The organism is Litoribrevibacter albus (assembly GCF_030159995.1).
Lineage (GTDB): Bacteria > Pseudomonadota > Gammaproteobacteria > Pseudomonadales > Litoribrevibacteraceae > Litoribrevibacter > Litoribrevibacter albus.
Genome location: NZ_BSNM01000026.1, coordinates 65,653 through 91,055, shown reverse-complemented (window position 1 = coordinate 91,055; position 25,403 = coordinate 65,653). Strand labels below are relative to the sequence as shown.

The window sequence follows — 25,403 nt, the reverse complement described above, 5'->3', positions numbered from 1 at the left end:
TTTCCCGGTAAACCGGAAAAACACGAGGTCTTGGAAGGTTATGAGACCAGTTTCGAGCAAAAGGGATGCAATTGAAATATTCACTAGTTGAGAATAGGAAAGTAAAAGCGGCCCCAAGACTAAGAGGAAAGTGCTATTTTTGTGGTACTGAAACCATTGCTAAATGTGGTAGCAAAATTAAATGGCACTGGGCTCATATGCGGCATAATAAGTGCGACACATGGTGGGAAAATGAAACTCAATGGCATAGAGACTGGAAAAGTCATTGGCCCGATGTAAACCAAGAAGTAGTTCATTTCGACTCTAAAGGTGAAAAGCATATTGCTGATGTCAAAAACAATAACTCTATAGTTATTGAATTTCAGAATTCCCCCATCTCTGAAACTGAATTAGTTTCTAGAGAAGAGTTCTACAACGACATGATCTGGGTAGTTAATGGCGAAAAGTTTGTACACAACATGAGATACGGTGCCAAATTACCAGACCCTAACCATCCACTATGTAACAACATCGCAGTTAATGAAGATTTCTCTAAGAATTTTGGATATAGAAAGAGTTTCACTTTTTTCCATATCTCTGACTATGCAGGCCCCCATCAACTTGTTGAGATCCATAGTTCAGAAGAGATCAAAGATATAATCGAACATACCCATATTGGACACTATCTATTCAAGTGGAGGAATCCGAGATACGTATGGTTCAAATCAAGTAAGCCGGTACTATTTGACTTCGGAACAGGAGTTTTATGGCAACTAATGCGTTTTAATGATCATAGTAGCTATTGCATAGCTGCATATTTGAAAGATGATTTCATCAAAGATTTTGGCGGCTCAACATCATCAGAAGCATTAAAGTCTTTCTAGAAAAAAGACGTTTAACCACCCTATTAGTATAACTGAAGCAGGTACTTCGGGCGGTAAATTACAATAGGACATTTATGACAAACGAAAACAACAACGTTATAGCAGAGAAACTTGCTGTACCTATTTATGAAGATGCCCTTAAGCCTTTCACTAAAGAAATCTCAAAAGGTTTAACTTCTATTGCTAGAATGGCTAATGCAGGTATCTTTTTAGTAGAAGATGGCGTTCACGCTCTAACCAATGTCTTACGAATGACAGCTCACAACTTAGCATGCTTACCACCAGAACAAATAACATTCGAAAGGCCTAGGGTTGCCCTTCAAGCATTAAACGAGGCGAAGTTTGCGATAAATGAAGAAGAAATACAGCATCTATTTTCAAATCTAATATCTTCTAGTTTAGACAACTCTATGAATTAAAAAGGATATAGAAGCAAAAGTTTACAAATCTAACCAACCGATCAACTTTTATCTTAATTCGGGTAAGAACACCCAATTCTTCTTTAAAAATAATATTTCGACAATAACTCAAAGCGATCTTCTGCCTGAGCATCATTCCACAAATGCTCATACTGAAAGATCACACTAAAATTTTGATTAATAAACTTCGATTGAACAAATTTAAGCGATGATATATCAGACTTGGACGCTCGCTGATTCCATAAGTATTGATAGGAAATAATACTTTTCATATCAAACACCTCATGCAGCACCATTCCGATTTCAGGATCAAGGTAAAGATATTCTTCTTCACTGGTTGCAGCTACTCCACCCGCCAACAACCCATAGAAAAAACCATCCTGACTGAAAGATTGTCCTAGCCCAATACCGCCGCCAATATTTACAGCGCTCTTGTTATTCAAATGCTCATCATAATGCTGTTCAATCCCGAACCTGAAGCGACCCGATACGCCACCAGAAAAACGGTCATAGGGAATCAACGAAACCGCAGAATAAAGTTCAAATTCTTCCAATTCAAGGCGAGACTTCTCGGGAGAATACAACAAAGAAAGGCTACCCAGTTTAAGTTCATTCTCGCTGAAAAATTGTCGGTTATCGTCTTCTAGGGTATGAGACGTTGGCAAAAAACCAAATTTAAGTTTTTCAGTCCCCTGCTCATAAACAAAGCCCCCAAAAACTTGTGAATCAGGCGGCGTCTTAAGCGGATTTTTGTACTGAGAAACATCAATCGAAAAGTCATCGCTCAAAGTTGAACGAGTTTCGTTTAATGTATCAGTTAACTGAGCCCAGTCGTTTGGAGCCAACGTCCCTTGCTCCAACATATAATCAAGATAACTTCCGGTTAATTCAGCCATTAAAAAAGCATTTGAATCGAAAGAGCGATCTTTAATCACATCAAAGTTCTGTGTCGTAATTGCATTCATTATCTGCTGCTGAACGTCATCATTTAAGTTTTCAGACAGCATTCGAAGCTTCCATTTATTCGCCGGAATCACAGTCACTTGATCTACAAGCTTGTACTGATTCACAAGCTTTACTAAATCTAGAGGCGTAATCCATAACTCATCTTCTGATAACAGCTCGGAATGGGCTGTGCCCAGCAAGAAAGTAAGTAACGTGGCGCAATTGTAATCTTGGAAAAAGTACTCCAGCCGGGCTTGTTTTAATTCCCAAATATGCGCCTGAATTAACTCAGCCTGACCTGGACTCAACCGTAACTGGTAACTCCATAGATTTCTTTGCTCAGCGTCTAGATAATATTTCTCTTTTTCCGCATAAGGCGAAAGCGCAAAGTACCCTTTTTTTCCTAAAAACAAACTCTCAAATATTATCTTAGGAACATTGATCCCAGTAATCTCAGTAAAGTATGAAACAGCGTGCTCTACCTGATGACCATCACTCCCCTGACCACCCAGTTTTAGAAATACATGTCCCATCATGCTGGAGGGCTGAGTCAGGTTTTCTGACGAATAAACTAACGACACCTTATCGACAGGGGCTTTTTCTTTAAATTCAACAAAAGATTCACAGTGACTGAAATCCGGAGATTTCAAGGACAATGACGTACTAAGCCATAAAGTCCTGGCGGGAAACTTACACAAATATTGAGCATCCAATTGGCGGCCAAACAGAACATCAATGCTCGCCAACAACTCGTTTCGGGAAGAGAAATGTGAACGTGAAAGGATAAAGTTCTCATCCGAAATTCTGGATTCCCCATTTTTCGAATGCAGTAAAGCTAACCAAGTCGGATGCTGATCCAGCCCTTGTGACAATGCTCGCTCAGATAGCGCCGTCGTCAATAAAGCGGATTCGCCAACACGAATTAATTCTTCAGCAAAAACAGACGTCTGTATCAGACAAATGAAAAAGGAAGCAAAAATGCTCCCTTTTAAACAACGCAACATCGAAATATTACTTACAGCTAACAACTACTGTATCGTCGTATTTCCACATTTTTTCGGTTGCATAGTCTGTGGTTGAACCAAACGCACCACCAGATAGAACGTTTACAAAGAACACTGGGTCTACGCTCTTATTCATAACGGTTTGCTTTGCACACGCTTCAGTATTTGAAACAATAATCTTAGTTCTATTAGCACGCTCAACAGAAACAATACCAGGGCCTTCAAAAGGCACACCATCAATAGAACCTTCAAACTTTTCACCGTTTGAAGAAATCACATTAATTTGTTGAGTATCATCGTTAATAATCGAAGCACAACCTGACGCTAAAACAACTGCTGACGCAGCAATAGCCTGGATAAACGTTTTTTTCATTTTATATCCTTATAGTTCTCTTATAAGCTATTCATTCTTCACATTAAAAATGCGTTGCGCAGTATATAGATCTAACACCGAGAATAAAGTAACTTTTTTTAACCAAGTCAGGTAAGCCCTCTTATCAGGCAATTGATGACGCATTTCTATGAAAAACTCAGATCAAACCGCTAAAACTACACTAACCGTATTAATCACAGGTGCCGCCCAACGCCTTGGTGCCGCCATGAGCAGAGCATTCCACAGCAAAGGTTTCAAGGTAATTGTTCATTACCACCGCTCTTCGGAGGCGGCGGAATCACTATTAACTGAGCTCAATAGCATACGCCCGGAGTCGGCCTTTCCATGTCAGGGGAAACTGAGCGACATTGATCAACTGGTCGCCCAGATATCAGATATCACAGATCGTCTCGATGTACTGATCAACAACGCTTCGGCCTTCTACCCGACACAAATAGGTAATACAACGGAAGAGCATTGGAACGAACTCTTTGAAAGCAACGCCAAAGCCCCGCTGTTCTTAACTCAGGCCTTATTGCCATTATTGACCTCAGAAGAAACCACGTCCCATCAGCCGAGCTGTGTCATCAACATGCTGGATATCCATGCACAAAGACCACTGAAAGATCACACGATTTACTGCATGGCGAAAGCCGCTAACCAGATGATGACGTTATCCCTGGCGAAAGACTTGGCACCCAAGATTCGGGTTAATGGTATTGCACCTGGTGCCATTCTTTGGCCGGATCAAGAGGGGGATGTGTCAGAGAGTTACAAACAACAGACGCTAGAGAAAATTCCTGCCGCACGCATGGGCAGCATGGAAGACATTGTCGAGACAGCGTTGTTTTTAGCAACAGGCCCCAGTTACATAACCGGGGAGATCATTTCTGTGGATGGTGGTCGTAGACTGTATAGTTGAAGCGTTGTTATTCGACAGTTTAACCTTTCATACCGAGCACATTTATTGCGCTCGGGAAATCCATTGATCCTGCCATTGAAAATCCACCGTCCAAAGCTTTTGCTTGGACTTATCATAGTCCGCCCACATCTGACCGTAGTTACGATCGTATGCAGGATGTTGAACGTCTGATGCAATTTCAGACAAAGGCAATAAAACAAAAGCATTCTTGGTGACTTCATCACGAGGTAACTCGATACCATCCACTTCACCCAATAAATCGTCATAGGTCAAAATGTCGATATCCAAAGTACGCGCGCTGAATTTCTCAGAATCACGACAACGGCCATAATCGTCTTCTAACCGTTTGAGCCAACGTGACAACTCACCCACAGGTAATTTCGTCTCAAATTTAGCCACCAGATTTAAAAAGTTATCACCGTCGAACCCCACCGCCTCGCTCTCGTACACTTGAGAGACATCCAGCGGCCCAAAAAAGGCCTGCAAATGATTTAGCGCCGCTGTCACATGGGTATAACGATCTATATTTGTGCCAATGCTAACGTATACCGCCGCCATAACTTACCTCTGAGAATTCTTTGAACGCGTAATTTCGACGCCAACCGCTGATGCCGCAGCCACCGCATCCGGTTTTGAGATTCGAATAGTGACCGACTCCGGCTGATACTTTTCCAATATCATAGCCGCCACCGCATCCGCCAAGCGCTCAATCAACTGAGGTTTGAGCGATTTGGTCAGATCAATCACGTCCTGGCTAACCGCAGCGTAATTAATCGCATAATTCAGATCATCACTCTCGCCTGCTTTTGTCAGGTCAGAGGTCATTTCGATATCAAAACTAAGTGGTTGGGCATGTTTTCGCTCAAAGTCATAAACGCCAATAATGGCGTGCACTTTTAAGTCGCGAATAAAGGTTTTATCCATGATAGATGCTGTGGTCTTAAATGATGGTCTTTGAATTGAAAGGGCGTATGATAGCAGAGGATCTCACAGACCGAGACGACTTTCTTAACCAGACGAGCATCATGGAACATTCCATCCTCTTTTCACTGCTGTTTTTAGTCCTTGCCTATCTGCTGGGATCCTTACCAACAGCACTTGTCATTAGTCGCTTTCAAGGCTTGAATGATCCAAGACAAGCTGGCTCAGGCAATGCCGGCGCCACCAACATGATGCGCCTTTATGGCAAAAGCATCGCGCTGCTTACCCTGCTGGGAGATGTTTTCAAAGGCTTCTGTGTGGTTTGGGCCTATCAAGTCTGGTTTGAACCGAATTTGCTGTGGATAACACTCACCGGGCTGGCAGTGATTCTCGGGCATATTTACCCAATTTTTTTCCAATTCAAAGGTGGAAAAGGCGTCGCAACGATTCTTGGCGTGATGCTGGCTACTTCCTGGGGATTAGCACTGTTCACACTTTTTTGTTGGTTAATCGCCCTATTCATTACCCGAATCTCTGGACACGCAGCGCTCACGGCTGCACTCATCAGCCCAACCGTGGCCTTTATTCTTGATGACCCGTTCACTCTGCTCTGGCTCGCATGCAGCCTAGTCTTAGTGTTCAGCCATAGAAGTAACATCAAACAACTGATTGCTTCAAAGAAAAGCTTCGCAGAATAATGATCGTCAAGATCCAATGATTAAAACGCCTCTTTTAGAGAGAACTATACTGGGATTGCGGATATTTATGACTCGTCCTCACTTACCCCCAGATAGGCATTGGAAAATGAAACTTGTGCGCAATCTGATAATCGTACTCTTCTGTTGGTGGTGCAGCAGCGTATTAGCTGATGCTCATGGTTTGGTTAACGCTATGGAAAAGCGTGTAACTGTGGCAACCTCAACACATAACCCGCCTTTTAATTTCGATAAACCTAATGCAAAACTGTTACTGCAGGAGATACTCCCACCAGGCCAGGACTCAGAACGACTGCAAGGCTACAGCTTGGATATTCTGCGAGAGAGTTTCCACGAAATGGGGTACACCATTGAACTGCATGTCTATCCCTGGCCACGCGCGTTCGATGAAGTAAAGAAAGGCAATCTCGATATTTTATTTCCAACCGGATTCAACGAAGAGCGCACTCAATTTTTCCAGTATTCCCATGAACCGATTAATCATGTTGAATTTTTGATCTACGTTAAACCCAGTTCGACACTGGTCTGGAACGGGCTTGATTCCTTGGATGGTTTACTCATTGGCGTCTTACGGGGCTGGAACTATGGGCCGAAATGGCAAACCCGAGATCGGATTGTAAAGTACGAGATCAATGAAATTCTGCAGGGTTTTTACATGCTTGATCACGGTCATGTGGACGGCCTGGCTGGTTACAAACTTAACTTTGATTACGCACTAAAACAGGCTAATAAAAAACAACGCTTCAAGCAGTTACCGGTCTTTGATTCAACAGATGAATACGCTGTTACCGCAAAAAATCATCCCCACGGCAAACAGCTTCTGACCGACTTTGATGAAGGCAAACGACGTATTATCGAAAACGGAACATTTCTTCGTATTACCAACAAATGGCAAGGGACAGAAGAAGCACACATCCGAAAATAACAAACCCGTTATATCGCAGGCAATTCGGTCAATGGCCAACGAGCTACCGGCTTCACCGCCAAATCATCTTGTTGACCGGCTTGTAATCGCTGTAGCCCGGCAAACGCAATCATGGCACCGTTGTCAGTACAAAACTGAGGACGCGCATAGAATACCTGGCCGCCGACTTTTGCCAACGCTTGCTCTAACTTTTCACGTAAACGAATGTTCGCCGATACGCCACCCGCCATAACCAGTTGTTTCATACCGGTTTGTTCTAGCGCACGACGACATTTAATGGCTAATGTTTCGACCACTGCTTCCTGGAAGGCATGAGCAATGTCCGCTTTATCTTGATCCGAAAGCTCGCCCTGCTCTTTTTCCAAAGCTTGAACGGTATTTAGGGTATAGGTTTTCAGACCACTGAAACTGAAATCCAAACCAGGACGATCCACCATCGGGCGTGGAAAGGTAAACCGCCCAGGCGTTCCCTGACTCGCTAATTTCGCGATATGCGGTCCACCCGGATACGGCAGATTCATCATCTTCGCCGCCTTATCAAAGGCTTCGCCTGCCGCATCATCCAGAGATTCACCCAACAACTGGTATTGGCCGATGCCCTCAACCTGTACCAGCTGAGTATGTCCACCGGACACCAACAAGGCCACAAACGGAAACGTTGGCGGCGTATCTTCCAACATAGGAGCCAACAAGTGACCTTCCATATGATGCACACCTAACGCGGGAATTCCCCAGGCAAAAGCAATGGCTCGAGCCGTCATGGTTCCCACCATTAACGCACCAACCAACCCCGGGCCTTTGGTAAAGGCAATCGCATCCACCTGTTCAGAAGTAACCTCAGCTTGATCCAAGGTCGCCTGAATCAGCGGCAATAATTTTTTAACGTGATCTCGCGATGCCAGCTCAGGCACCACTCCACCGTATTCGTTATGCATATCGATCTGACTGTATAAGGCATCCGCCAACAGACCTTTCTCTGAGTCATACAGAGCCACGCCCGTTTCATCACACGATGTCTCAATACCGAGTACCAACATACCTACTCCAGCCAATTCGCTTACATTAATCTAAAGGGGAAATACAAACGGCGGCTAGTTTAATGATTCCGACTTCAATTGGGTAGCCCAGCAGAGCCATAACGAACAAAAATTGACCAATAAACTGACTTCTCTATAATGTGTGGATAATTCCATTTAAATGACTAAATAGGGATTTACTTTTTTCTACAACGTATTTAGAATGTGCGGCCTCACGAATTGACACTATCGTTTTGATTTGTGAAGCGCAAACAAGACGAAAGTTATAACTGGTCACACAACAATAGGTAATTATTGATGCCAGCGGTAAAAGTTAAAGAAAACGAACCATTTGACATCGCATTGCGCCGTTTCAAGCGTTCTTGCGAGAAAGCGGGCGTTCTTTCTGAAGTACGTCGTCGCGAATTCTACGAAAAGCCAACTTCTGTTCGCAAGCGCAAGCTAGCAGCAGCAGTTAAGCGTCACGCTAAAAAAGTTCAGCGCGAACAGAAGCGTTTCGAGCGCCTCTACTAAGCTTGAACTTATTGCAGTGACCAGTACAAAAGAAGCTTCGGCTTCTTTTGTTGTTTCTGGGCCACAGAAACTATAAGCTCTCTGGGGAATTTCTGTACAACCCTCCCCCTTTCCAAATTTCTTTTATACAGTCTGCGCCAGCTCGGCCAAGGAGACCATCATGTCAGGTGAATTACTGGAAGATAAAATCAAAGCTGCCGTGAAAGAGGCAATGCGTTCAAAAGACAAAGCTCGTCTTACTGTACTACGCGGTGCACAAGCGGCATTCAAACAAATCCGTGTAGACGAAGGCATGGAGCGTGATGCGATTATTGATGATACTCGCGCCATCGCGACCATCGACAAAATGATCAAGCAACGCAAAGACGCAGCCAGCCAATATAAAGACGCAGATCGCCAAGACCTATACGATCAAGAAATTCTGGAAGTTGGTATCCTGTCTGAGTTCTTACCAGCGCAACTGACCGAAGAAGAGCTTAACGAGATCATCGCCAAAGCCAAAGCAGATACCGGTGCAGCCGGCATGCAAGACATGGGTAAATTGATGGGTGTCATCAAACCCCAAGTGGTAGGCAAAGCCGACATGGGCCAAGTCAGCCAATTGGTTAAAGCTGCTCTACAATAAGCGGAATTACGTTACTCTCTATCGTAATTCACGTTACGCAATTTTCTTTTAAATAAGCAGCATTAGCACCCTATGGCCGGACGCATTCCTGAGCAATTTATCGATGACGTTGTCGCTCGCACTGATTTAGTAGAGCTCATCGGTAACAGAATCAAGCTCAAAAAAACCGGCAGCAACCACGTGGGCTTATGTCCGTTTCACAACGAAAAAAGCCCATCATTTAGCGTCAGCGAAAGCAAGCAGCTGTATCATTGCTTTGGCTGCGGTGCTAGCGGCAACGCCCTGACCTTTTTGATTGAGCATGACCGCCTCGATTTCGTTGAAGCCATCGAAACCATGGCTGGCATGCTTGGCATGGAAGTACCAAGAGAAGAAAGCTCTCGCCAAAGCCAGGAAAAATATCAAAAAGACAAAGAACAAAAGCAAAAGCTCTATGAGTTAATGGAAAAGGCCAACACCTATTTCCAACAACAGCTCAGGCAACATCCGACCAAACAAAGAGCCGTCAACTATCTCAAAGGGCGTGGCATGACTGGCCATACCGCCAAAGCGTTCCAACTCGGATTTGCACCGGCCGGATGGGATAACCTACTTAAAGCACTCGGCACCGATAAAGACACCCGCCAACTGCTTTCAATCGCCGGTCTTCTTGCAGAAAAAGAGCAAAAGCCCGACGACTACTACGATCGATTCCGTGACCGCATCATTTTCCCTATCATTGATACCAGCGGGCGCACCATCGCGTTTGGCGGACGGGTACTGGCAAAAGACGAGAAACCCAAATACTACAACTCACCAGAAACACCGATTTTCCATAAGAGCCAAACCCTTTACGGGCTACAACAGACACGTAAACACGATCGCCACCCAAAACAATTAGTTGTAGTAGAAGGCTATATGGATGTGATCGCCCTGGCGCAACACAACATTCACAATGCCGTTGCCTGCTTAGGAACTGCTCTTACCGAAGACCACGTGCGCCTTCTATTTAAACAAACCTCACACATTGTGTTTTGTTTTGATGGCGATTCCGCCGGTTTGAAAGCAGCCAAAAAAGCACTAGAGCATTCGTTAAGCCAGCTTATCGATGGCCGTGAAGTCAGCTTCCTGTTTCTGGATGATGGAGAAGACCCTGACACACTGGTGTCTGCCGGCGGCAAGGCAGCCTTTGATCAGGCGTTAGAAAACGCCAAAAGCGTGGATCAATTTCTGTTTAGTCAATTTGAAGACACCTCCACACTGGAAGGCAAAGCTCGCATGGCCAAAGAAGCCATGCCAATGATTCAGCAAGTACCAGGGGACTTCATCCGCAATCTCCTTACGCAAGAGCTGGCACGTCGTACTGGTTTAACCGAAGACACGCTAAACAAACAATTAACGACGACCAAACCTGCCGCCAACAAGGCACCAAGCAAAACATCAGGCAAAACCAAAGGCGATAAAACAACCTCAAAGTCATCGTTTGATACCAAAACACCCTTTGGTGCCAAAACCTCGTTTACTACCAACGAGGCCGAAACACATCACGCAGCCCCAGAATTTGATGATTACTACTCAAGTAATGACATTCCAGACGGTTACTCAGATTACGAACCTGGCATTGAAGAGTATTACCAAGCCAGCGAATCATCACCCTCTACTGCACTCGAAAGCAAATTAGCCAACAAAGCATTACGCCTGATTGTGCATAACCCTGGTCTGAGCGCAGAGCTGTCCGAACAATCATTCCAGTTCAGTGCAAACACCCATCAGGAAGCACTCTTAAGTGAAATCCTACATCACTTAAAAAGTACATCCGGCCCGGTAAGTACAGGCCAATTAACCGGTTTCTTTCAAGATTCCGAGCACTTTCCTCTTCTGGAAAACGCCTTAGCTAATCCGCCGCATTTTGAAAATATCAACCTGGTCAGCGAACTGGAAAGCACCATTAAAAAACTCATTGAGGAGCAAGAAACATTAAAAATGCTCTCAATTAAAGAAAAAATTGATAACAGAAGCGCGACATCAGACGAAATCCGTCTATATTTTCAGTGGCAATCTAAAAAAAAGGCAGCCCCCAAGAATAAGTCTTCAACCTAAAGGCAGGTATTGACCAAGTTATTTTCGAATCTTTCAATCAAACTTGTGTCTTAAATACTATCGGTACGAATCAACTGAACATGCCCAGCATATTTAGTGAAAAGAAGGAAGTTTTCAATGAAGTGTTGTTTTTTTAGGTAACAACCCCAAGTTACTTTATGGAACAAGTACATTTTATGTGCTAAAATTGTTCGCTTTCGTGTTCTCCATCTTCATCGATTTTTTACAGGCAGGATATGTCCGAGAAGTCCCAACAATCGAGTCTAAAAGAGCTTATTACACGCGGTAAAGAGCAAGGTTATCTTACTTACGCAGAAGTAAACGATCACTTGCCCGAGGATATCTCAGATCCAGATCAGGTCGAAGATATCATCCGCATGATCAACGACATGGGAATCACTGTTGTTGAAACTGCACCAGATGCTGATTCCCTTTTGATGGGTGAAGTCTCATCAGACGAAGCTGCCGCCGAGGAAGCTGCTGCTGCACTTGCTGCTGTAGAAAGCGACGGTACACGAACAACTGACCCCGTTCGTATGTACATGCGTGAAATGGGTACGGTTGAGCTTCTGACACGTGAAGGCGAAATTGTCATCGCCAAGCGTATCGAAGAAGGCTTAAGAGAAACCATGTCTGCGGTTGCCTACTTCCCTGGCATCGTGGATACCGTTATTGCCGATTTCAAGGAAGCCCTGGAAAGTGAAGAAGGTCGCATCAGTGACATCTTCAGTGGCTTTATTGACCCATTGGCTGACGACGAAACCGTTGCAGTCGCGAGTGACAGCCCTGAAGCTGAACCAAGCGAAGTCGATGACGATGAAAGCGACGACGATGATGACAATGACGACTCATCAGAAGACGAAGAAATCAAAGGCCCTGACCCTGAAGTTGCTAAAGAGCGTTTCTCTGAGTTAGAAACCGCATGGACAGCGTTCCTTGCAGCAGCCGAAAAAGGTGGCCGAAGCAGTAAAGAAGCCAGTGAAGCGCTTCTTAAAGCAAGTGAAATCTTCGCACCAATCAAGCTAACACCTAAGTACTATGACTTTGGTGTTGAAACAGTTCGTGGCACCCTTGACAACATCCGTCGTCAAGAAAAAGCGGTTATGGATCTTTGTATCCGTAAAGCAAAAATGCCACGCAAAACGTTCATTAAAGAATTCCCGGGCAATGAAGTAAATCTGGATTGGATTCAAAGCCACATCGATGCGGATGAGCCTTTCTCGCAAATGCTTGAGGTTTACCGTATTGAGATCGTTCGCGCTCAGCGCAAACTGAAGGAAATCGAAGAATCCACCAGTCTGACCATTCCTGAAATTAAAGAAATCAACCGTCGCATGTCGATTGGCGAAGCCAAAGCGCGTCGTGCGAAGAAAGAAATGGTCGAAGCGAACCTTCGTCTTGTGATTTCGATTGCCAAGAAGTACACCAACCGTGGCCTTCAATTCCTTGATCTGATCCAGGAAGGTAACATCGGTTTGATGAAAGCCGTTGATAAGTTCGAATACCGCCGTGGTTACAAGTTCTCTACTTACGCGACTTGGTGGATTCGTCAGGCGATCACTCGTTCGATTGCAGACCAGGCACGTACCATTCGTATTCCGGTTCACATGATCGAAACGATCAACAAGTTGAACCGTATCTCTCGCCAAATGCTTCAGGAAATGGGTCGCGAAGCGACACCAGAAGAATTGGCAGAGCGCATGGACATGCCGGAAGATAAAATTCGTAAGGTGCTTAAAATTGCTAAAGAACCTATCTCCATGGAAACCCCGGTGGGTGACGATGAAGATTCGCATCTTGGTGACTTTATTGAAGACGTTAACATCAGCTCGCCTGTGGATACAGCGACAAGCGATGGTCTATCTGAAGCAACCAAAGAAGTTCTTTCTGGTCTGACTGCTCGTGAAGCGAAAGTGCTTCGCATGCGTTTCGGTATCAACATGAACACCGATCACACCCTGGAAGAAGTTGGTAAGCAATTCGACGTAACGCGTGAGCGTATTCGTCAGATCGAAGCCAAAGCACTTCGCAAGCTTCGCCACCCAAGCCGCTCAGAACATCTACGCGGTTTCTTAGACGAATAAAACTCGTCAAAAGTGTAGCGCGACATATATCTACTCGGTATAATGTCGCGCACATTTCGATAGCACGTCTCGTCTATCAAGGAAGAAGGGCCTGTAGCTCAGCTGGTTAGAGCACTCGACTCATAATCGATAGGTCCACGGTTCAAGTCCGTGCAGGCCCACCATTTTCCGAAGATTTTTCTCCATAAAGACAAATAGAAATCACCTTTCTCGATACCTAGAAAGCTATTAGCTTCCTCATAGGTCATCTAAATAACTTCCAAGCCATCAGCCCACAATTATTTCCAAAAACACTTCATACTTCCGTACTCCAAGGATTACACTATATGAAGTTAACGACTTAACGGATTGAATCTAATGAAAAAAGTTTTGATGGGAATATCCCTTGTCACCACGTTACTCAGCCTCACCGCTTGTTCATTGTTTTCGGTAACTTCAGAGCTAAAAAGTGAAGAAGCATTTACTCAGGCCACCAGCTATGCATGGCGCTCTAAGCCAATTCCAGAACGTACTACCGGAGACACCAAAGCCTATAGAGTAGATCAAAGAGTTCGTGCTTCGGTCGATGAGTTGATGTCGAAAAAAGGATATCAGTTGACTGATTCATCTGCTGATTTGTACGTCGATTACGACTATAAGATCAAACCTATGGTGGTGGTCGAGCAACCAGACGTTTCAGAAGCCTCCATCAGCTTTTCCAGAGATTCAGGCATTACCAAACAAAGAGCGGATATGGGAACCTCTCAAATGTCTTATAGTGCGCGTTTTACGCTAACGATTTTCCAAGACGATACTCAAACACCTGCTTACGAAGTCACCTTTAATAGTCAGGATATCGAGCACGATTCAATGAAAGACATTAATCAGCACATTGATCGCTTATCTCGTCGAATGAATCACACCATCCCTTCCAAACAGTAAGAACGCTGATGTGGAACGTTAGCTAAAACAGTTCCACATCATTATCACCTATGGAGGCAGTATTGCTGGCCTCTACAATGATGTCTTTTTTCCGCCCTTTCCGTTTAGCCCTACTGTATTCCCGCTCACTGACTACAAAATTTTGCAGCATCCCTTCAATGGTATGACACAGTTTATATAGGTCATCCGAGGAGACGGCTTGCATTCGGGTACTCTCAAGTGCATCTGAATTTAGGGAAATGAGACTTTCGACCGAACTGTTAGTCTCATCGGAATAGCTCTTCTGCTCTTCCAGCTCAGCACGCACTCTTCCTGCGCTGGCGTTTACCTGTTCCACAATACCGGTAATCTTGTACAGCTCATCACGGGAATGCGTGGTTTTCTCAACCGCTTCCTCAGTTACACTCCGCCCTTGCTCCATACTCACCACAACTTTTTGAGTAATGGACTGAATCAACTCAATCATGTCTTTGACTTCAACCGTGGACGCATAAGTGCGTTCAGCCAAGCCGCGCACTTCATCCGCAACCACAGCAAAGCCACGGCCGGCCTCACCGGCACGAGCCGCCTCAATGGCCGCATTGAGCGCCAGTAAATTGGTTTGCTCCGCAATAGAGTTAATCACATCCAGAATAGCGACAATGCCCTCGCCATGCTCTTTCAACTGAGCTATTTGATGCCCGGCATCGTCCATGACTTCCGACAACTGATGAATGCTTTTTACCGAGGAGTCCACTGACGACTGAGCAGATTCAGCCGTCTCCTGTCCGGATTGAAGGTCGTCCATGATGCCAGCAACGTCATGACTTACCTTCTCATTGATGTCCACCAGACGATGCACTACCTCACTGATACACAAACCATTCTTCGCTTGAATAACGGCTTTTTGAGAGAGATTACTGTAGGTTTCACTGAGCTCCTGAGACATAGGAATCAGACGTACCACCGATTGATTAATGTTTCCGATTAGCTCGTCTGCCTGAGACGCTTTATCGTTTACTTTATTCGCCATATCCCGATATAAGGGAGACACATCATCAGGATTTAAGTGCCAAGTGAAATCGAACAGCTTATCGGCGTTATCCAATTGATAAAGATTCGAAACACGCTCTAACGAGCGGGAAACGGATTGCCAGAGAACCCATCCGGTAATGGCAATAGCCACCAGCATCAGTAATCCACTCCAGATCAGGCCAGGCTGATACAGACTGATCAAGATAACGAGTGCACTCCACACACCAACAATAGGTAAAAAAAGATAAATAGAAACCACACGATTCATATAAAGAACCTTCTACTGTATTTCTTTAGTTATCGCTTGTTTGCCAGAAGCCTTTAGTTCATCACCAAAACAATTCCCCCGATAAAACCTTATTTATTAAAGGGTTATTTACACCAGCAGAAACAAACCAATTCCATAAGAATAGGCCAGAATGGTTAATAAATTGAGTTTATGAATTCCTATCCTTCCTCTACAGTTAATGTGCACATTCTGTTGAATCCAATCTGCTGTGAGGCTTTAAATGAAACCGTCGATTCGCCTTTTATTTGGGTTAATGATCCCGCTCACTCTGCTCGTGGGTTGTGACAAAGAAATTCCTGTCAAAAAGGACATCATTCGACCAGCCAAATTACTGATGCTCGGTGAAGCCAACAGTGCTTCTATTCGCAACTTTCCAGGAGAAGTGGAAGCCAGTGACCAGTCGGTATTGGCCTTTCGAGTCGCCGGTGAATTGAAAAAGCTGCCCGTTAAAGCCGGACAAAAGGTGGAGAAAGGGCAACTGCTCGCACAACTCGACCCTACCGATTATCAACTTCAGGTAGATGACCGTCAGGCGCGCTTTGATTTAGCCAAGGTGGAATACAATCGCTTCAAAAAAATGCTGGAAAAGAAATTGGTCGCCATTTCGACCGTCGATCAAAAGAAAGCACAATACCTATCGACCAAGTCGGCACTCGATCTGGCTAAACAAGATTTGGCCTACACCAAGTTAACCGCCCCGTTTGCCGGTGTCGTATCAAAGGTCTTAGTAGAGAATCATCAGAACATTCAAGCGCAACAAGTCATTCTGCACTTGCAGTCGGACAACGTATTAACCATCAGTTTTCAACTACCGGAGTCCATGATCGCCCATTTAAATACCGAGGCGCGCGATTACCAACCGGTCATCACTTTTGATGCGAATCCTGGTAACACTTACCTCGCCAGTTATAAAGAACACAGCACAGAAGCAGACCCACAGACCTTGAGTTACGAAGTCCAACTCGAAATGGAAATGCCCACCGATTTCAACGTTCTGCCCGGCATGACAGCCAATGTCGCGATGGACATGCGGATTATCTCAACAGCGGTATTACCGGATTACCAGATCCCGTCCAGTGCGGTGTTCTCTTACGACACCCAAACAGCCGACAGCAAAGTTCGTAATGTGTGGAAGATTGATCCTGACAACCACACCGCACACCTCGCAGAAGTCCAGGTGGGTCAGCTCACCAGCGCTGGCATAGAAGTCTTCGGAGGCTTGAAACCGGGAGACATCATAGTAACGGCCGGAGTAACCAACATTAAAGAAGGAATGCAGGTTCGTCCGTGGGAACGAGAGCGAGGACTGTAAATGGATACTGCAGGCTATTTCATCAACAACAAAGTCACCAGTTGGCTGGTTACGTTAATTCTGCTCATTGGCGGTATTTTATCCTTCGATGAGTTAGGCAGGTTAGAAGACCCTGAATTCACCATCAAGGACGCCATCGTTGTCACCCGCTACCCAGGGGCCTCCCCTCAACAAGTGGAAGAAGAAGTCACCTATCTGCTGGAAAACGCCATTCAACAACTCGCCTACGTGGATGAGATTACGTCTATATCCACGCCCGGCTTATCTCAAATTACTGTCACCATTAAAGACAAATACGACGCCAACTACCTTCCCCAAATCTGGGATGAGTTGCGCCGAAAAGTGAAAGACGCCAGCCGTAATTTACCGCCCGGTGTCAAAACCCCATTAGTTAATGACGATTTCGGGGATGTCTACGGCATCATGTTCAATATCACAGGGGAAGGCTACAGCCAAAAAGAACTTAGTGACTACGTGGACTTTTTGAAGCGCGAGTTGGTGTTGGTCGATGGCGTCGGCAAAGTCAGCGTTGCCGGTATTCAACCGGAAAAAGTATTCATCAATATCGACAAGAACAAGCTGGCCTCATTGGGAATTTCGCTACAGCGGATCTACAGCATCGTTGGCAACCAAAACTCCGTATCCAATGCTGGTTCCATCCATGTAGGACAGGAAAATATTCGACTGCACCCGACCGGTGAGTTTGAGTCGGTAGATCAATTAGAAAACCTGCTGATCAGTGAACAAGGTGCTCAAAACCTGATTTACCTGGGGGATGTTGCCACGGTAGAACGCGGTTACGATGAAATTCCCACCAACATTGTTCGTTTTAATGGGCAACCTGCGATCAACGTGGGAGTTTCCTTCGCATCCGGTGTCAATGTTGTCAGCGTTGGAGAGACGCTCCGTGCCCGTTTGAATGAGCTCGAAGGCTATCGCCCTATCGGCATTGAAATCGATACCATGTACTTTCAGCCTGACGAAGTCTCCCGCTCGATCAGTGATTTCGTACTGAACCTGGCCGAAGCCGTGGTAATCGTTATCGTCGTACTCCTACTGTTTATGGGGTTCAAGAGTGGCCTGCTAATCGGCACCGTCTTGTTCCTCACCGTGCTTGGCACCTTCATTTTTATGAAGGTGTTTGTGATTGATCTGCAACGCATCTCCCTCGGGGCTCTGATCATTGCCTTAGGTATGCTGGTAGATAACGCCATTGTCGTCACTGAAGGCATTTTGATCGGTCGACAAAAGGGGCAATCCACACTGAGTTCCGCGCAAGCGATCATCAAGCAAACCGTCTGGCCTTTGCTTGGTGCGACCATCATTGCCATTCTCGCCTTCGCACCAATTGGCACCTCGGACGATGCCACGGGTGAGTTCTGTCAGACCTTATTCTACGTGCTGTCGATTTCACTTTTCCTAAGCTGGATTACCGCCATTACCATTACCCCGTTCCTGGCCGATTTTTTGTTCAAAGATCAGTCCAAGGACTCGCTTCAATCACAAAATACACATGAAACACCTGAGCAAGACGCAGACGAAAACGGGCAATATCAAGCGCCGGAACACGATCCCTATCAAGGAGCCTTTTTTACCGGTTACAAAACCTTGTTGGACTTCTCAATGAGGCACCGAGTACCGACCATGATTGTGATGGTGATCGCCTTGGCGGGTAGCATTGTAGGCTTTGCGAACATTAAGCAGTCGTTCTTCCCACCATCAACCACCCCGATTTTCCTGATCGATTACTGGAAGCCACAAGGCACGGATATTCGAGATACCCATTACGATATCCAGCAGGCAGAACAATACATTTTACAAAAAGAGTTTGTGCAGCATGTGACAGCAACGGTGGGCAAAGGGGCACAGCGCTTTATTTTGACTTACTCGCCCGAAAAGCAGTACAGCAACTATGCCCAACTGATCATCCGAACGGACAGCCTGGAAGACATACAACCCTTCATCGCGGAACTGACCAGCTACTTCGATGATCATTTTCCGGATGCACAAGTGAAGTTTAAGCGCCTGATGCTGGGCCCTTCTGATGATGCCAAGATTGAAGCCCGTTTAACTGGTGCAGACCCGGATGTACTTCGCCGGCTGGCGGTTCAGGTTGAAGAGATCATGTACCAGGACCCTGGCGCGAGCTACATTCGCCATGACTGGCGTAACCGGGCCAAAGTCATTCGACCTGAGTTCTCCGAGGCCCGTGCTCGTAAGCTGGGTATTAACAAGTCCGATCTTGATCAACTGCTGTTGATGAGCTTCGTCGGGTCCCCGATTGGCTTGTATCGGGACGGAACAGACCTGTTACCTATCGAGGTGCGCTTGCCTGATCATCAGCGTCAAACGGTGAACAGCTTACCGAATTTACAGGTGTGGAGCCCTATCACCAATAACTATGTCGCCATCTCCCAAGTTGTTTCTGACTTCAATACAGAATGGGAAGATCAAGTTATCCACAGGCGGGATCGTAAACGCACACTGACAATTCAGGCAGACCCGAATATTTTAGGCAACGAAACCGCAGCACAAGTGTTCAGTCGATTACGCCCCAAAATTGAAGCCATCGAACTACCACAAGGGTATCACCTCACCTGGGGGGGAGAATTCGAGAGCTCCGGAAAAGCGAAAGGCGCATTATTTGGGGCACTGCCAATGGGCTATTTGTTAATGTTCATTGTCACCATTCTGTTGTTCAGTGCCGTACGTACCCCCATTATTATCTGGGCCTGCGTACCGCTCGCCATGATCGGTATTGTTATCGGTTTCCTTCTGACCGGCAAAGCCTTTGGCTTTATGGCGCTATTGGGGATGCTGAGCTTATCGGGAATGATCGTGAAGAACGGCATTGTTCTGGTGGATCAAATCAATACTGAACTGGCTAACGGCATCGAGCCCTATCAAGCCGTATTTATGTCTGCAGTCAGCCGTGTACGACCTGTCAGCATGGCCGCCATTACCACCATGCTAGGAATGATCCCCCTATTGTTCGATGCCTTCTTCGAAAGTATGGCGGTGGTTATCATTTTTGGTTTAGGATTCGCCACCGTGTTAACACTGATTGTGATTCCGGTGCTCTATACAATACTTTATCGAATACAGTATCGGCACTTATCCCATCTATAATCAGTAAACAGTTAATTGATTATCACTAAGGCCCTCAATTGAGGGCCTTTTGCTAACGGAATAAGTACCAATACTAATGAAAATCCACAAGAAAACCTGGTTAGCTCTATTATGGCTCTTGGGTATCACCCTTGTTGTCCTGCATGGTACAAATGAAATCATCGAGTTCTCAAAGGGCAAAGCCAAGTCCACCCTGGATCTCAACCATAATCTGCAAGTATTCTCCGAAATTACAGAACATAAATCCCGCGAAGTTATCAAGCGCATTGAATTAAGCAGTCGTTTACTCGCAAAACAAACAGATTTGATTAATTTGATGAAACGCCGAGAAGCGCCATCTGATGCCGAGCTTTCCGACTACTCACAGTTGTTAAAAAGCACTCACAGCCAAATCTCAGTGATTACCACCATTGAAGGAGAGATTCTTTACCGTTCCTCAAAGAACTTCAGCCTCATACAAAATAACTCCTTATCACATCGCCCCCTGTTCAATCGCACCAACAGACAAGGCTTTGCCTGGGATATCTACTATGACATCGCCAGTGAGCAACCCAGCTTGCTCTCGAGCATTTTGGTTAAAGAGGGGGATCACCCTGTCGGCCAAATCGTAATTGCCCATGACATTACCTGGTTCCCGCTACTAAAGATTCGCAACACCGAACTGCTATTAGTGAATAAACATTATTTGGCAGGATTTCATTTCTTAACCAACACCACAGAGAAGGTGCGTTTAGAATTAACCAATACCGAGCTGTTTAAAACGCCTTCCGGGAAACCCCTTAAAAACCTGGAAGCTTTCCAGCCGGATAAAATATTAAAGCTCAGTCCAAACAGAGAATTCAACATCCCCTACTATCAACTGGATGGCGCAATTCATGAGAAAGCCCTGCTAAGTGAAGCGCCCATTTCGGATCGATGGTCTTTGCTGTTCATGATCCCGATTGATCAGGAAATAGATATTCTCTACAAGGAAATTTCAGAAACACTGACGAACATGCTCCTGATTTTGGTCGTTTGCGCCGTACTCCATAAATTTATTGCTTATCACTTCAGAATCCGTGAACTTACTTTTACCGATGAATTAACCAAGCTGAACAATCGTCAACACTACAACCTGTTTGTTCCACCACGCCTTCATCTGCACGACCGGGAAAAAATCCAGCACTTTGGTTTAATGATTATCGATGTCGATAAGTTTAAATCGGTGAATGATACCTATGGCCACGCAATTGGTGACTTAGTATTGAAGGCCCTGGCGGAACATCTAAAAGCCTATTGCCGTGAATCGGACCTGGTCTATCGTTTTGGCGGAGAAGAATTTGTCATCATCACGGAAGGTGACAACCTTGAACAATTGGAAGCCTTTGCGAATCGATTACGTGAGTTAGCTTCGCAAATTGAGATCATTAAAGAACACATTCCCGAAGGAATAACCATCTCCATTGGCATATCACTAAGACAACCGAAAGAGCCGCTCACAGAGCTGTTCAAACGTACCGATAACTTCCTTTATAAAGCAAAACAAAATGGTCGAAATCGAGTGGAAGTAGGATAGAACAGCAGAATGATTTCAGGCCGCATGAGACTGCGGCCTGACGCTCGTCATATAGACCCCCTATACACAAGCGCTTTTAGATACTAACTGAAAGAACCGATACTAACTGAAAGAACCGATACTAACTGAAAGAACCTATACTTTCAGTTTCTCAGTGTACGGCGGCCAGCCCATTGGCTTTCCGGCCAACACATGCAAGTGAATGTGGTACACAGTCTGACCACCATGCTCATTGCAGTTCATCACCGCACGATAACCATCTTCTGCAAATTCCATCTCTTGAGCAATTTTAGCGGCAACTGTGTATAAGTGGCCAACGATTTCGCGATCTTCAGGCTCAATGGCATTAATGGTCGGAATAACTTTCTTAGGAATCACCAAAAAGTGCACCGGCGCCTGAGGGTTAATGTCCTTAAAAGCTAACGCGAGATCATCTTCGTAAATAATATCCGCAGGAATTTCTCGATTAATGATCTTGGTAAAGATGGTTTCTGACATGCTGTTTTCCAATATTTGTACAATTAAAAATACAAGAGATGAGAGTCACTTAGGAAAATAAAACCCAGTGAAAACAATTAACAACGAGCATTAACATAGCACGCAATCTCAAGGAGAACTAGATTTTAAGAGCTGACTGAAATTTTCTGTACGAGATCAACCAAGCCCGATTAACACAACTCTTGGGTGATAATATGACCAAAACACTACTACTGCTGATCTATACCCTTAGGAACTATCTAGTCGATTGTGAATGGGAACCCATTGCTCACGGTAATCAGAGAGTTATTCTTCGCAGGAAACGAGAAGGCCGTGTACGTACATTATGGTTATTTGCCTCTGGTGCAATGATGGCCGTACCCACACTAGGTTCCGTTATTGCGATAGGGTTTGCTTCATTATTCTTAACCTTTGCAATCATGGACGGCCGCTAAACAGCAAAGCGACCCCGGCTTATACGCCTCACTCGGTAACCCGGAACGGCAGATAATCACTGAACCACTGATAGTGAATATCTACTGTATATTGATCGAGGTTGTTATCCCGTAAATTGGTAATCCCCTGATACCTCAGTAATCGCTGCGTATCACAATCGTATTCCAACTGTACCGGTGATATGAACAACTCCACAGGCCACCAATCGAGTGACATTTCAAGGTGACACTGGTTTTCTACCCGCTGAACCATTCTTATAGAAAAATCGTACTGATCCAATTTAAGCGGCGCAAAAATCGAAAACAACACGTCTTCTTTTTGCGTCAAGCGCGGCCAGACTTTCTGAATAAAGGCATCAAACCCTGCATCAATGACCGTTAGCTCACTGATCGACAAACGAGTTTCTTCATAAGCTTCACCTTTCGATTCCCGATACAAACGCCCGAAACCGGCATCTACCTCCACACCGACACGGTAGCCCGCTTGCAGATCTTCGTAACTAAAGCTCGGAGTCCATGAATTACCAGAAGAATAATCAATCGTTTTAACACTCTTCAAGGTGTGATCAGGCAATCGATATTCAACATGTCTCGTTTGAATCGACCCTTGTTCGTCAAAGCTAAGACGGTGGTACTCATAAAAAAGCACCTCTTGCGTGCCAGGTCGATACCCCGTCCCCACGATATGCCATAAATGATCAGCTGTATTCTGGGTTGATTGAGAGGGCTGAGAGGATTGAAAGGCCATAGCAGCAGGAAGCCCCCACAACAGAGAACAAATCCCACAGCTAATGATCACGAGAATGCGCCACATCATAGCGCTATTTGAACGGCAAATACTCATTCACCAACCTGGCCAGGAATTCAATATGACGCGGGTCTGCATTCAACGCTGGGATGTAGTGGTAATCTTTACCACCCGCTTCGAGGTAAATTTCTTTATTTTGAATCTGAATTTCTTCCAGAGTTTCCAGGCAATCAACAGAGAAACTCGGCGCAACCACATCCACACGCCCCATGCCTTTCTGCCCCCAGGCTACCAGCGTTGCATCGGTGTAGGGTTTGACCCATTCTTCGCGGCCAAAGCGCGATTGAAACGCTTCCTGCCATTGGTCAGACGACAAACCTAGTTTCTCTGCCAGTAACTTAGCCGTCGTTCGACACTGTTTCGGATAAGGATCACCTATGCGCTCAAGACGCTCAGGAATCCCGTGGAATGACATCAACAGGTGATCTCCACGGCCGAATGCTTTCCAGTACTCTTCAACTGATGCAGCCAAGGCGGCAATATATTCAGGATGATCATGGTAATCACTGATCCAGGTTAAGCCCGGGACATGAGGACACTTGGCCAATCCACGCGCCAAACTATCAAACGCCGCAGCCGTAGAAGTACGAGAATTCTGAGGATACAAAGGCAACGCAATGATGTGCTCGACGCCCTGTTTAGCCAGCGACTTACCCGCATCCACCATAGAGGGATTACCATAAGTCATCGCCAACTCCACCGGAATGTCCTGGCCTGCCAGCGCTTGCTGTAACGCCCGTTGCTGCTTACGACTGTAATGCATCAATGGAGAACCATCATCAAACCAAATGCTTTGGTAAAGCTTAGCTACTTTCTTTGGACGAATGCGTAAAATAACGCCATGCAAAATCACCATCCAAAGCAGTTTAGGGATATCAACAACTCGACGATCCGATAAAAACTCCGCGAGAAATTGTCTGACGGATTGAGGGGTAGGCTGTTCAGGGGTTCCGAGATTGATTAACAACACGCCCACTTTTTTGCTCATAGTTTTAACGTTTCCCTATATTCAGATAATAAGTGCAACACTCTCTCAAACTGGACGAATATTACCGGAATAAATTATTCAACGCAGTGTTTATGTCAGGGTATTTGAAAGTAAAGCCTTCCTGCTCAAGCCTTTTCGGATAAACCCGTTGACCTGAAAGCAAAAGTGTTTCAGCCATTTCACCAAACATTAACTTCAAGACAAAAGGAGGCATCATCAGCCAGGCGGGTCGATGAAGCGAATGAGCCAGCGCCTCAGTAAACTCCGCATTAGTAACTGACGCAGGAGCCGTCAAATTCAACGACCCATCGATTTCAGGATGATCCAACAACCACAAAATAGCTCTGAGCAGATCTTCCATATGAATCCACGTGAAGCCTTGCTCGCCCGTTCCTAACGTTGCCCCCATGCCCATCACAAAGGAGGGCTTCAATTTTTTAAGCATCCCTCCATGGCCCAGAACAACACCAAAGCGCATCAACACCGTTCGACACGGCCAGTCTATCTGATCAGTTACCACGGCCTCCCAATCCTCACACAACTGAGCAGCAAAGTCGTCACCAGCTCTATCATCTTCAGTAAAGACCTCAGAGCCAGTCCCGTAAATACCTATGGCAGAGGCATTTAGCCAATGAGAGGGCTTCCAAGACTGGCTTCTCACCCACTGAATTAAGTTATTGGTGAAATCAATTCGACTCTGACGAAGTGATCGTTTTCTCGACTCCGTCCAACGCTTATCAGCAATCCCCTCTCCCGCAAGATTGATCACAACGTCCTGCGCTTGTATAGAAGGAGCATCACCGCTATGAGAAAAGTCCCAGACCAACCAGGCTACTTGATCCGAACTGTTGCCTAACCATTCAACCTTTGACGGCTCCTGCCGTGTCACAATCGTTACTTGATAATTTTGATTAATAAGCGCCTTGACCAAAGCCTTACCAACAAACCCAGTACCGCCTGTCACCAGTACACGCATAAGTGATCCTCTTTTGACGAAGCGTCGTATATTAAAAAAGCCTAGTGCGAATA

24 protein-coding genes and 1 tRNA gene are annotated in these 25,403 nt (G+C 45.4%); 15 read left to right on the top strand and 10 right to left on the bottom strand.

Features of this window, described 5'->3' with window-relative positions:
• Positions 1–71 precede the first annotated feature (71 nt).
• Both QQL66_RS19155 and QQL66_RS19150 read left to right on the top strand, forming a co-directional pair.
• Complete coding sequence (locus QQL66_RS19155; RefSeq protein WP_284383689.1) at positions 72–863, top strand: competence protein CoiA; 792 nt, start codon at positions 72–74, stop codon at positions 861–863.
• Positions 864–937: 74 nt separating this feature from the next.
• Positions 938–1,282, top strand: coding sequence for an Abi-alpha family protein (locus QQL66_RS19150; protein WP_284383688.1), 345 nt, complete (start codon positions 938–940; stop codon positions 1,280–1,282).
• Between the two features lie 83 nt (positions 1,283–1,365).
• Here the strand turns inward: QQL66_RS19150 and QQL66_RS19145 are convergent, their stop codons facing one another.
• Positions 1,366–3,231 carry an Lnb N-terminal periplasmic domain-containing protein gene (locus QQL66_RS19145; RefSeq protein WP_284383686.1) on the bottom strand — a complete coding sequence of 622 codons (1,866 nt, stop codon included), beginning with the start codon at positions 3,229–3,231 and terminating at the stop codon, positions 1,366–1,368.
• Between the two features lie 7 nt (positions 3,232–3,238).
• On the bottom strand, positions 3,239–3,604 hold the full coding sequence (locus QQL66_RS19140) for a hypothetical protein (RefSeq protein WP_284383684.1): 366 nt from the start codon (positions 3,602–3,604) through the stop codon (positions 3,239–3,241).
• 148 nt (positions 3,605–3,752) lie between these two features.
• On the opposite strand from QQL66_RS19140, the gene QQL66_RS19135 reads away from it, so the two are divergent.
• A complete protein-coding gene (locus tag QQL66_RS19135; protein ID WP_284383683.1) occupies positions 3,753–4,526 on the top strand; it encodes a pteridine reductase in 774 nt (257 codons plus the stop codon).
• Positions 4,527–4,568: 42 nt separating this feature from the next.
• On the opposite strand, the gene folK is transcribed toward QQL66_RS19135, so the two are convergent.
• Complete coding sequence (gene folK, locus QQL66_RS19130) at positions 4,569–5,084, bottom strand: 2-amino-4-hydroxy-6-hydroxymethyldihydropteridine diphosphokinase (protein WP_284383681.1); 516 nt, start codon at positions 5,082–5,084, stop codon at positions 4,569–4,571.
• Positions 5,085–5,087: 3 nt separating this feature from the next.
• On the bottom strand, positions 5,088–5,450 hold the full coding sequence (folB, locus tag QQL66_RS19125) for a dihydroneopterin aldolase (RefSeq protein ID WP_284383680.1): 363 nt from the start codon (positions 5,448–5,450) through the stop codon (positions 5,088–5,090).
• 101 nt (positions 5,451–5,551) lie between these two features.
• Between folB and plsY the strand changes: the two genes are divergently transcribed.
• Both plsY and QQL66_RS19115 read left to right on the top strand, forming a co-directional pair.
• Positions 5,552–6,145, top strand: a complete 594-nt coding sequence (plsY, locus tag QQL66_RS19120) for a glycerol-3-phosphate 1-O-acyltransferase PlsY (RefSeq protein WP_284383679.1) — start codon at positions 5,552–5,554, stop codon at positions 6,143–6,145.
• Positions 6,146–6,251: 106 nt separating this feature from the next.
• Complete coding sequence (locus QQL66_RS19115) at positions 6,252–7,088, top strand: substrate-binding periplasmic protein (protein ID WP_284383677.1); 837 nt, start codon at positions 6,252–6,254, stop codon at positions 7,086–7,088.
• An 8-nt stretch (positions 7,089–7,096) separates the two neighbouring features.
• Here the strand turns inward: QQL66_RS19115 and tsaD are convergent, their stop codons facing one another.
• Positions 7,097–8,125, bottom strand: a complete 1,029-nt coding sequence (gene tsaD, locus QQL66_RS19110) for a tRNA (adenosine(37)-N6)-threonylcarbamoyltransferase complex transferase subunit TsaD (RefSeq protein WP_284383675.1) — start codon at positions 8,123–8,125, stop codon at positions 7,097–7,099.
• Between the two features lie 297 nt (positions 8,126–8,422).
• Between tsaD and rpsU the strand changes: the two genes are divergently transcribed.
• The 6 genes from rpsU to QQL66_RS19080 all read left to right on the top strand — a co-directional run bounded on the left by rpsU (position 8,423) and on the right by QQL66_RS19080 (position 14,347).
• Positions 8,423–8,638, top strand: coding sequence for a 30S ribosomal protein S21 (gene rpsU / locus QQL66_RS19105; RefSeq protein ID WP_284383673.1), 216 nt, complete (start codon positions 8,423–8,425; stop codon positions 8,636–8,638).
• A 160-nt stretch (positions 8,639–8,798) separates the two neighbouring features.
• Complete coding sequence (locus QQL66_RS19100) at positions 8,799–9,263, top strand: GatB/YqeY domain-containing protein (protein WP_284383672.1); 465 nt, start codon at positions 8,799–8,801, stop codon at positions 9,261–9,263.
• A gap of 72 nt (positions 9,264–9,335) precedes the next feature.
• Complete coding sequence (gene dnaG, locus QQL66_RS19095; RefSeq protein WP_284383671.1) at positions 9,336–11,342, top strand: DNA primase; 2,007 nt, start codon at positions 9,336–9,338, stop codon at positions 11,340–11,342.
• A 236-nt stretch (positions 11,343–11,578) separates the two neighbouring features.
• The gene (gene rpoD / locus QQL66_RS19090; protein WP_284383670.1) at positions 11,579–13,426 is read left to right on the top strand and encodes an RNA polymerase sigma factor RpoD; all 1,848 of its coding nucleotides are present in this window, start codon (positions 11,579–11,581) and stop codon (positions 13,424–13,426) included.
• An 87-nt stretch (positions 13,427–13,513) separates the two neighbouring features.
• Positions 13,514–13,590 (top strand) — tRNA-Ile (locus QQL66_RS19085).
• 193 nt (positions 13,591–13,783) lie between these two features.
• A complete protein-coding gene (locus QQL66_RS19080) occupies positions 13,784–14,347 on the top strand; it encodes a DUF4136 domain-containing protein (RefSeq protein WP_284383669.1) in 564 nt (187 codons plus the stop codon).
• Between the two features lie 22 nt (positions 14,348–14,369).
• On the opposite strand, the gene QQL66_RS19075 is transcribed toward QQL66_RS19080, so the two are convergent.
• Entirely contained in the window at positions 14,370–15,629 is a 1,260-nt protein-coding gene (locus QQL66_RS19075) for a methyl-accepting chemotaxis protein (protein WP_284383668.1), read from the bottom strand.
• Positions 15,630–15,870: 241 nt separating this feature from the next.
• Here QQL66_RS19075 and QQL66_RS19070 point away from each other — a divergent pair, with 241 nt between their 5' ends.
• The 3 genes from QQL66_RS19070 to QQL66_RS19060 all read left to right on the top strand — a co-directional run bounded on the left by QQL66_RS19070 (position 15,871) and on the right by QQL66_RS19060 (position 21,646).
• Complete coding sequence (locus QQL66_RS19070; protein WP_284383667.1) at positions 15,871–16,962, top strand: efflux RND transporter periplasmic adaptor subunit; 1,092 nt, start codon at positions 15,871–15,873, stop codon at positions 16,960–16,962.
• Complete coding sequence (locus QQL66_RS19065; protein ID WP_284383666.1) at positions 16,963–20,091, top strand: efflux RND transporter permease subunit; 3,129 nt, start codon at positions 16,963–16,965, stop codon at positions 20,089–20,091.
• 76 nt (positions 20,092–20,167) lie between these two features.
• Positions 20,168–21,646: a GGDEF domain-containing protein gene (locus QQL66_RS19060; protein WP_284383665.1), complete on the top strand. Its 1,479-nt coding sequence runs from the start codon at positions 20,168–20,170 to the stop codon at positions 21,644–21,646.
• Between the two features lie 135 nt (positions 21,647–21,781).
• Here QQL66_RS19060 and QQL66_RS19055 read toward each other — a convergent pair whose 3' ends face one another.
• Positions 21,782–22,144, bottom strand: a complete 363-nt coding sequence (locus QQL66_RS19055) for a histidine triad nucleotide-binding protein (RefSeq protein WP_284383664.1) — start codon at positions 22,142–22,144, stop codon at positions 21,782–21,784.
• 194 nt (positions 22,145–22,338) lie between these two features.
• Between QQL66_RS19055 and QQL66_RS19050 the strand changes: the two genes are divergently transcribed.
• A complete protein-coding gene (locus tag QQL66_RS19050) occupies positions 22,339–22,578 on the top strand; it encodes a hypothetical protein (RefSeq protein WP_284383663.1) in 240 nt (79 codons plus the stop codon).
• A 28-nt stretch (positions 22,579–22,606) separates the two neighbouring features.
• Here the strand turns inward: QQL66_RS19050 and QQL66_RS19045 are convergent, their stop codons facing one another.
• From QQL66_RS19045 to QQL66_RS19035, 3 genes are all read right to left on the bottom strand, one after another.
• The gene (locus tag QQL66_RS19045; protein WP_284383662.1) at positions 22,607–23,422 is read right to left on the bottom strand and encodes a hypothetical protein; all 816 of its coding nucleotides are present in this window, start codon (positions 23,420–23,422) and stop codon (positions 22,607–22,609) included.
• The gene (hemH, locus tag QQL66_RS19040) at positions 23,400–24,374 is read right to left on the bottom strand and encodes a ferrochelatase (protein ID WP_284383660.1); all 975 of its coding nucleotides are present in this window, start codon (positions 24,372–24,374) and stop codon (positions 23,400–23,402) included. Before hemH ends, QQL66_RS19045 begins: the two co-directional genes overlap by 23 nt.
• Before the next feature lie 61 nt (positions 24,375–24,435).
• Positions 24,436–25,350, bottom strand: coding sequence for a TIGR01777 family oxidoreductase (locus QQL66_RS19035; protein ID WP_284383659.1), 915 nt, complete (start codon positions 25,348–25,350; stop codon positions 24,436–24,438).
• Between the last annotated feature and the right edge of the window lie 53 nt (positions 25,351–25,403).

Coding starts and splice junctions, on each gene's coding strand:
- QQL66_RS19150 (WP_284383688.1), top strand. CDS start 938: ATGACAAACGAAAACAACAACGTTATAGCAGAGAAACTTGCTGTACCT.
- QQL66_RS19145 (WP_284383686.1), bottom strand. CDS start 3,231: ATGTTGCGTTGTTTAAAAGGGAGCATTTTTGCTTCCTTTTTCATTTGT.
- QQL66_RS19140 (WP_284383684.1), bottom strand. CDS start 3,604: ATGAAAAAAACGTTTATCCAGGCTATTGCTGCGTCAGCAGTTGTTTTA.
- QQL66_RS19135 (WP_284383683.1), top strand. CDS start 3,753: ATGAAAAACTCAGATCAAACCGCTAAAACTACACTAACCGTATTAATC.
- folK (WP_284383681.1), bottom strand. CDS start 5,084: ATGGCGGCGGTATACGTTAGCATTGGCACAAATATAGATCGTTATACC.
- folB (WP_284383680.1), bottom strand. CDS start 5,450: ATGGATAAAACCTTTATTCGCGACTTAAAAGTGCACGCCATTATTGGC.
- plsY (WP_284383679.1), top strand. CDS start 5,552: ATGGAACATTCCATCCTCTTTTCACTGCTGTTTTTAGTCCTTGCCTAT.
- QQL66_RS19115 (WP_284383677.1), top strand. CDS start 6,252: ATGAAACTTGTGCGCAATCTGATAATCGTACTCTTCTGTTGGTGGTGC.
- tsaD (WP_284383675.1), bottom strand. CDS start 8,125: ATGTTGGTACTCGGTATTGAGACATCGTGTGATGAAACGGGCGTGGCT.
- rpsU (WP_284383673.1), top strand. CDS start 8,423: ATGCCAGCGGTAAAAGTTAAAGAAAACGAACCATTTGACATCGCATTG.
- QQL66_RS19100 (WP_284383672.1), top strand. CDS start 8,799: ATGTCAGGTGAATTACTGGAAGATAAAATCAAAGCTGCCGTGAAAGAG.
- dnaG (WP_284383671.1), top strand. CDS start 9,336: ATGGCCGGACGCATTCCTGAGCAATTTATCGATGACGTTGTCGCTCGC.
- rpoD (WP_284383670.1), top strand. CDS start 11,579: ATGTCCGAGAAGTCCCAACAATCGAGTCTAAAAGAGCTTATTACACGC.
- QQL66_RS19080 (WP_284383669.1), top strand. CDS start 13,784: ATGAAAAAAGTTTTGATGGGAATATCCCTTGTCACCACGTTACTCAGC.
- QQL66_RS19075 (WP_284383668.1), bottom strand. CDS start 15,629: ATGAATCGTGTGGTTTCTATTTATCTTTTTTTACCTATTGTTGGTGTG.
- QQL66_RS19070 (WP_284383667.1), top strand. CDS start 15,871: ATGAAACCGTCGATTCGCCTTTTATTTGGGTTAATGATCCCGCTCACT.
- QQL66_RS19065 (WP_284383666.1), top strand. CDS start 16,963: ATGGATACTGCAGGCTATTTCATCAACAACAAAGTCACCAGTTGGCTG.
- QQL66_RS19060 (WP_284383665.1), top strand. CDS start 20,168: ATGAAAATCCACAAGAAAACCTGGTTAGCTCTATTATGGCTCTTGGGT.
- QQL66_RS19055 (WP_284383664.1), bottom strand. CDS start 22,144: ATGTCAGAAACCATCTTTACCAAGATCATTAATCGAGAAATTCCTGCG.
- QQL66_RS19050 (WP_284383663.1), top strand. CDS start 22,339: ATGACCAAAACACTACTACTGCTGATCTATACCCTTAGGAACTATCTA.
- QQL66_RS19045 (WP_284383662.1), bottom strand. CDS start 23,422: ATGAGTATTTGCCGTTCAAATAGCGCTATGATGTGGCGCATTCTCGTG.
- hemH (WP_284383660.1), bottom strand. CDS start 24,374: ATGAGCAAAAAAGTGGGCGTGTTGTTAATCAATCTCGGAACCCCTGAA.
- QQL66_RS19035 (WP_284383659.1), bottom strand. CDS start 25,350: ATGCGTGTACTGGTGACAGGCGGTACTGGGTTTGTTGGTAAGGCTTTG.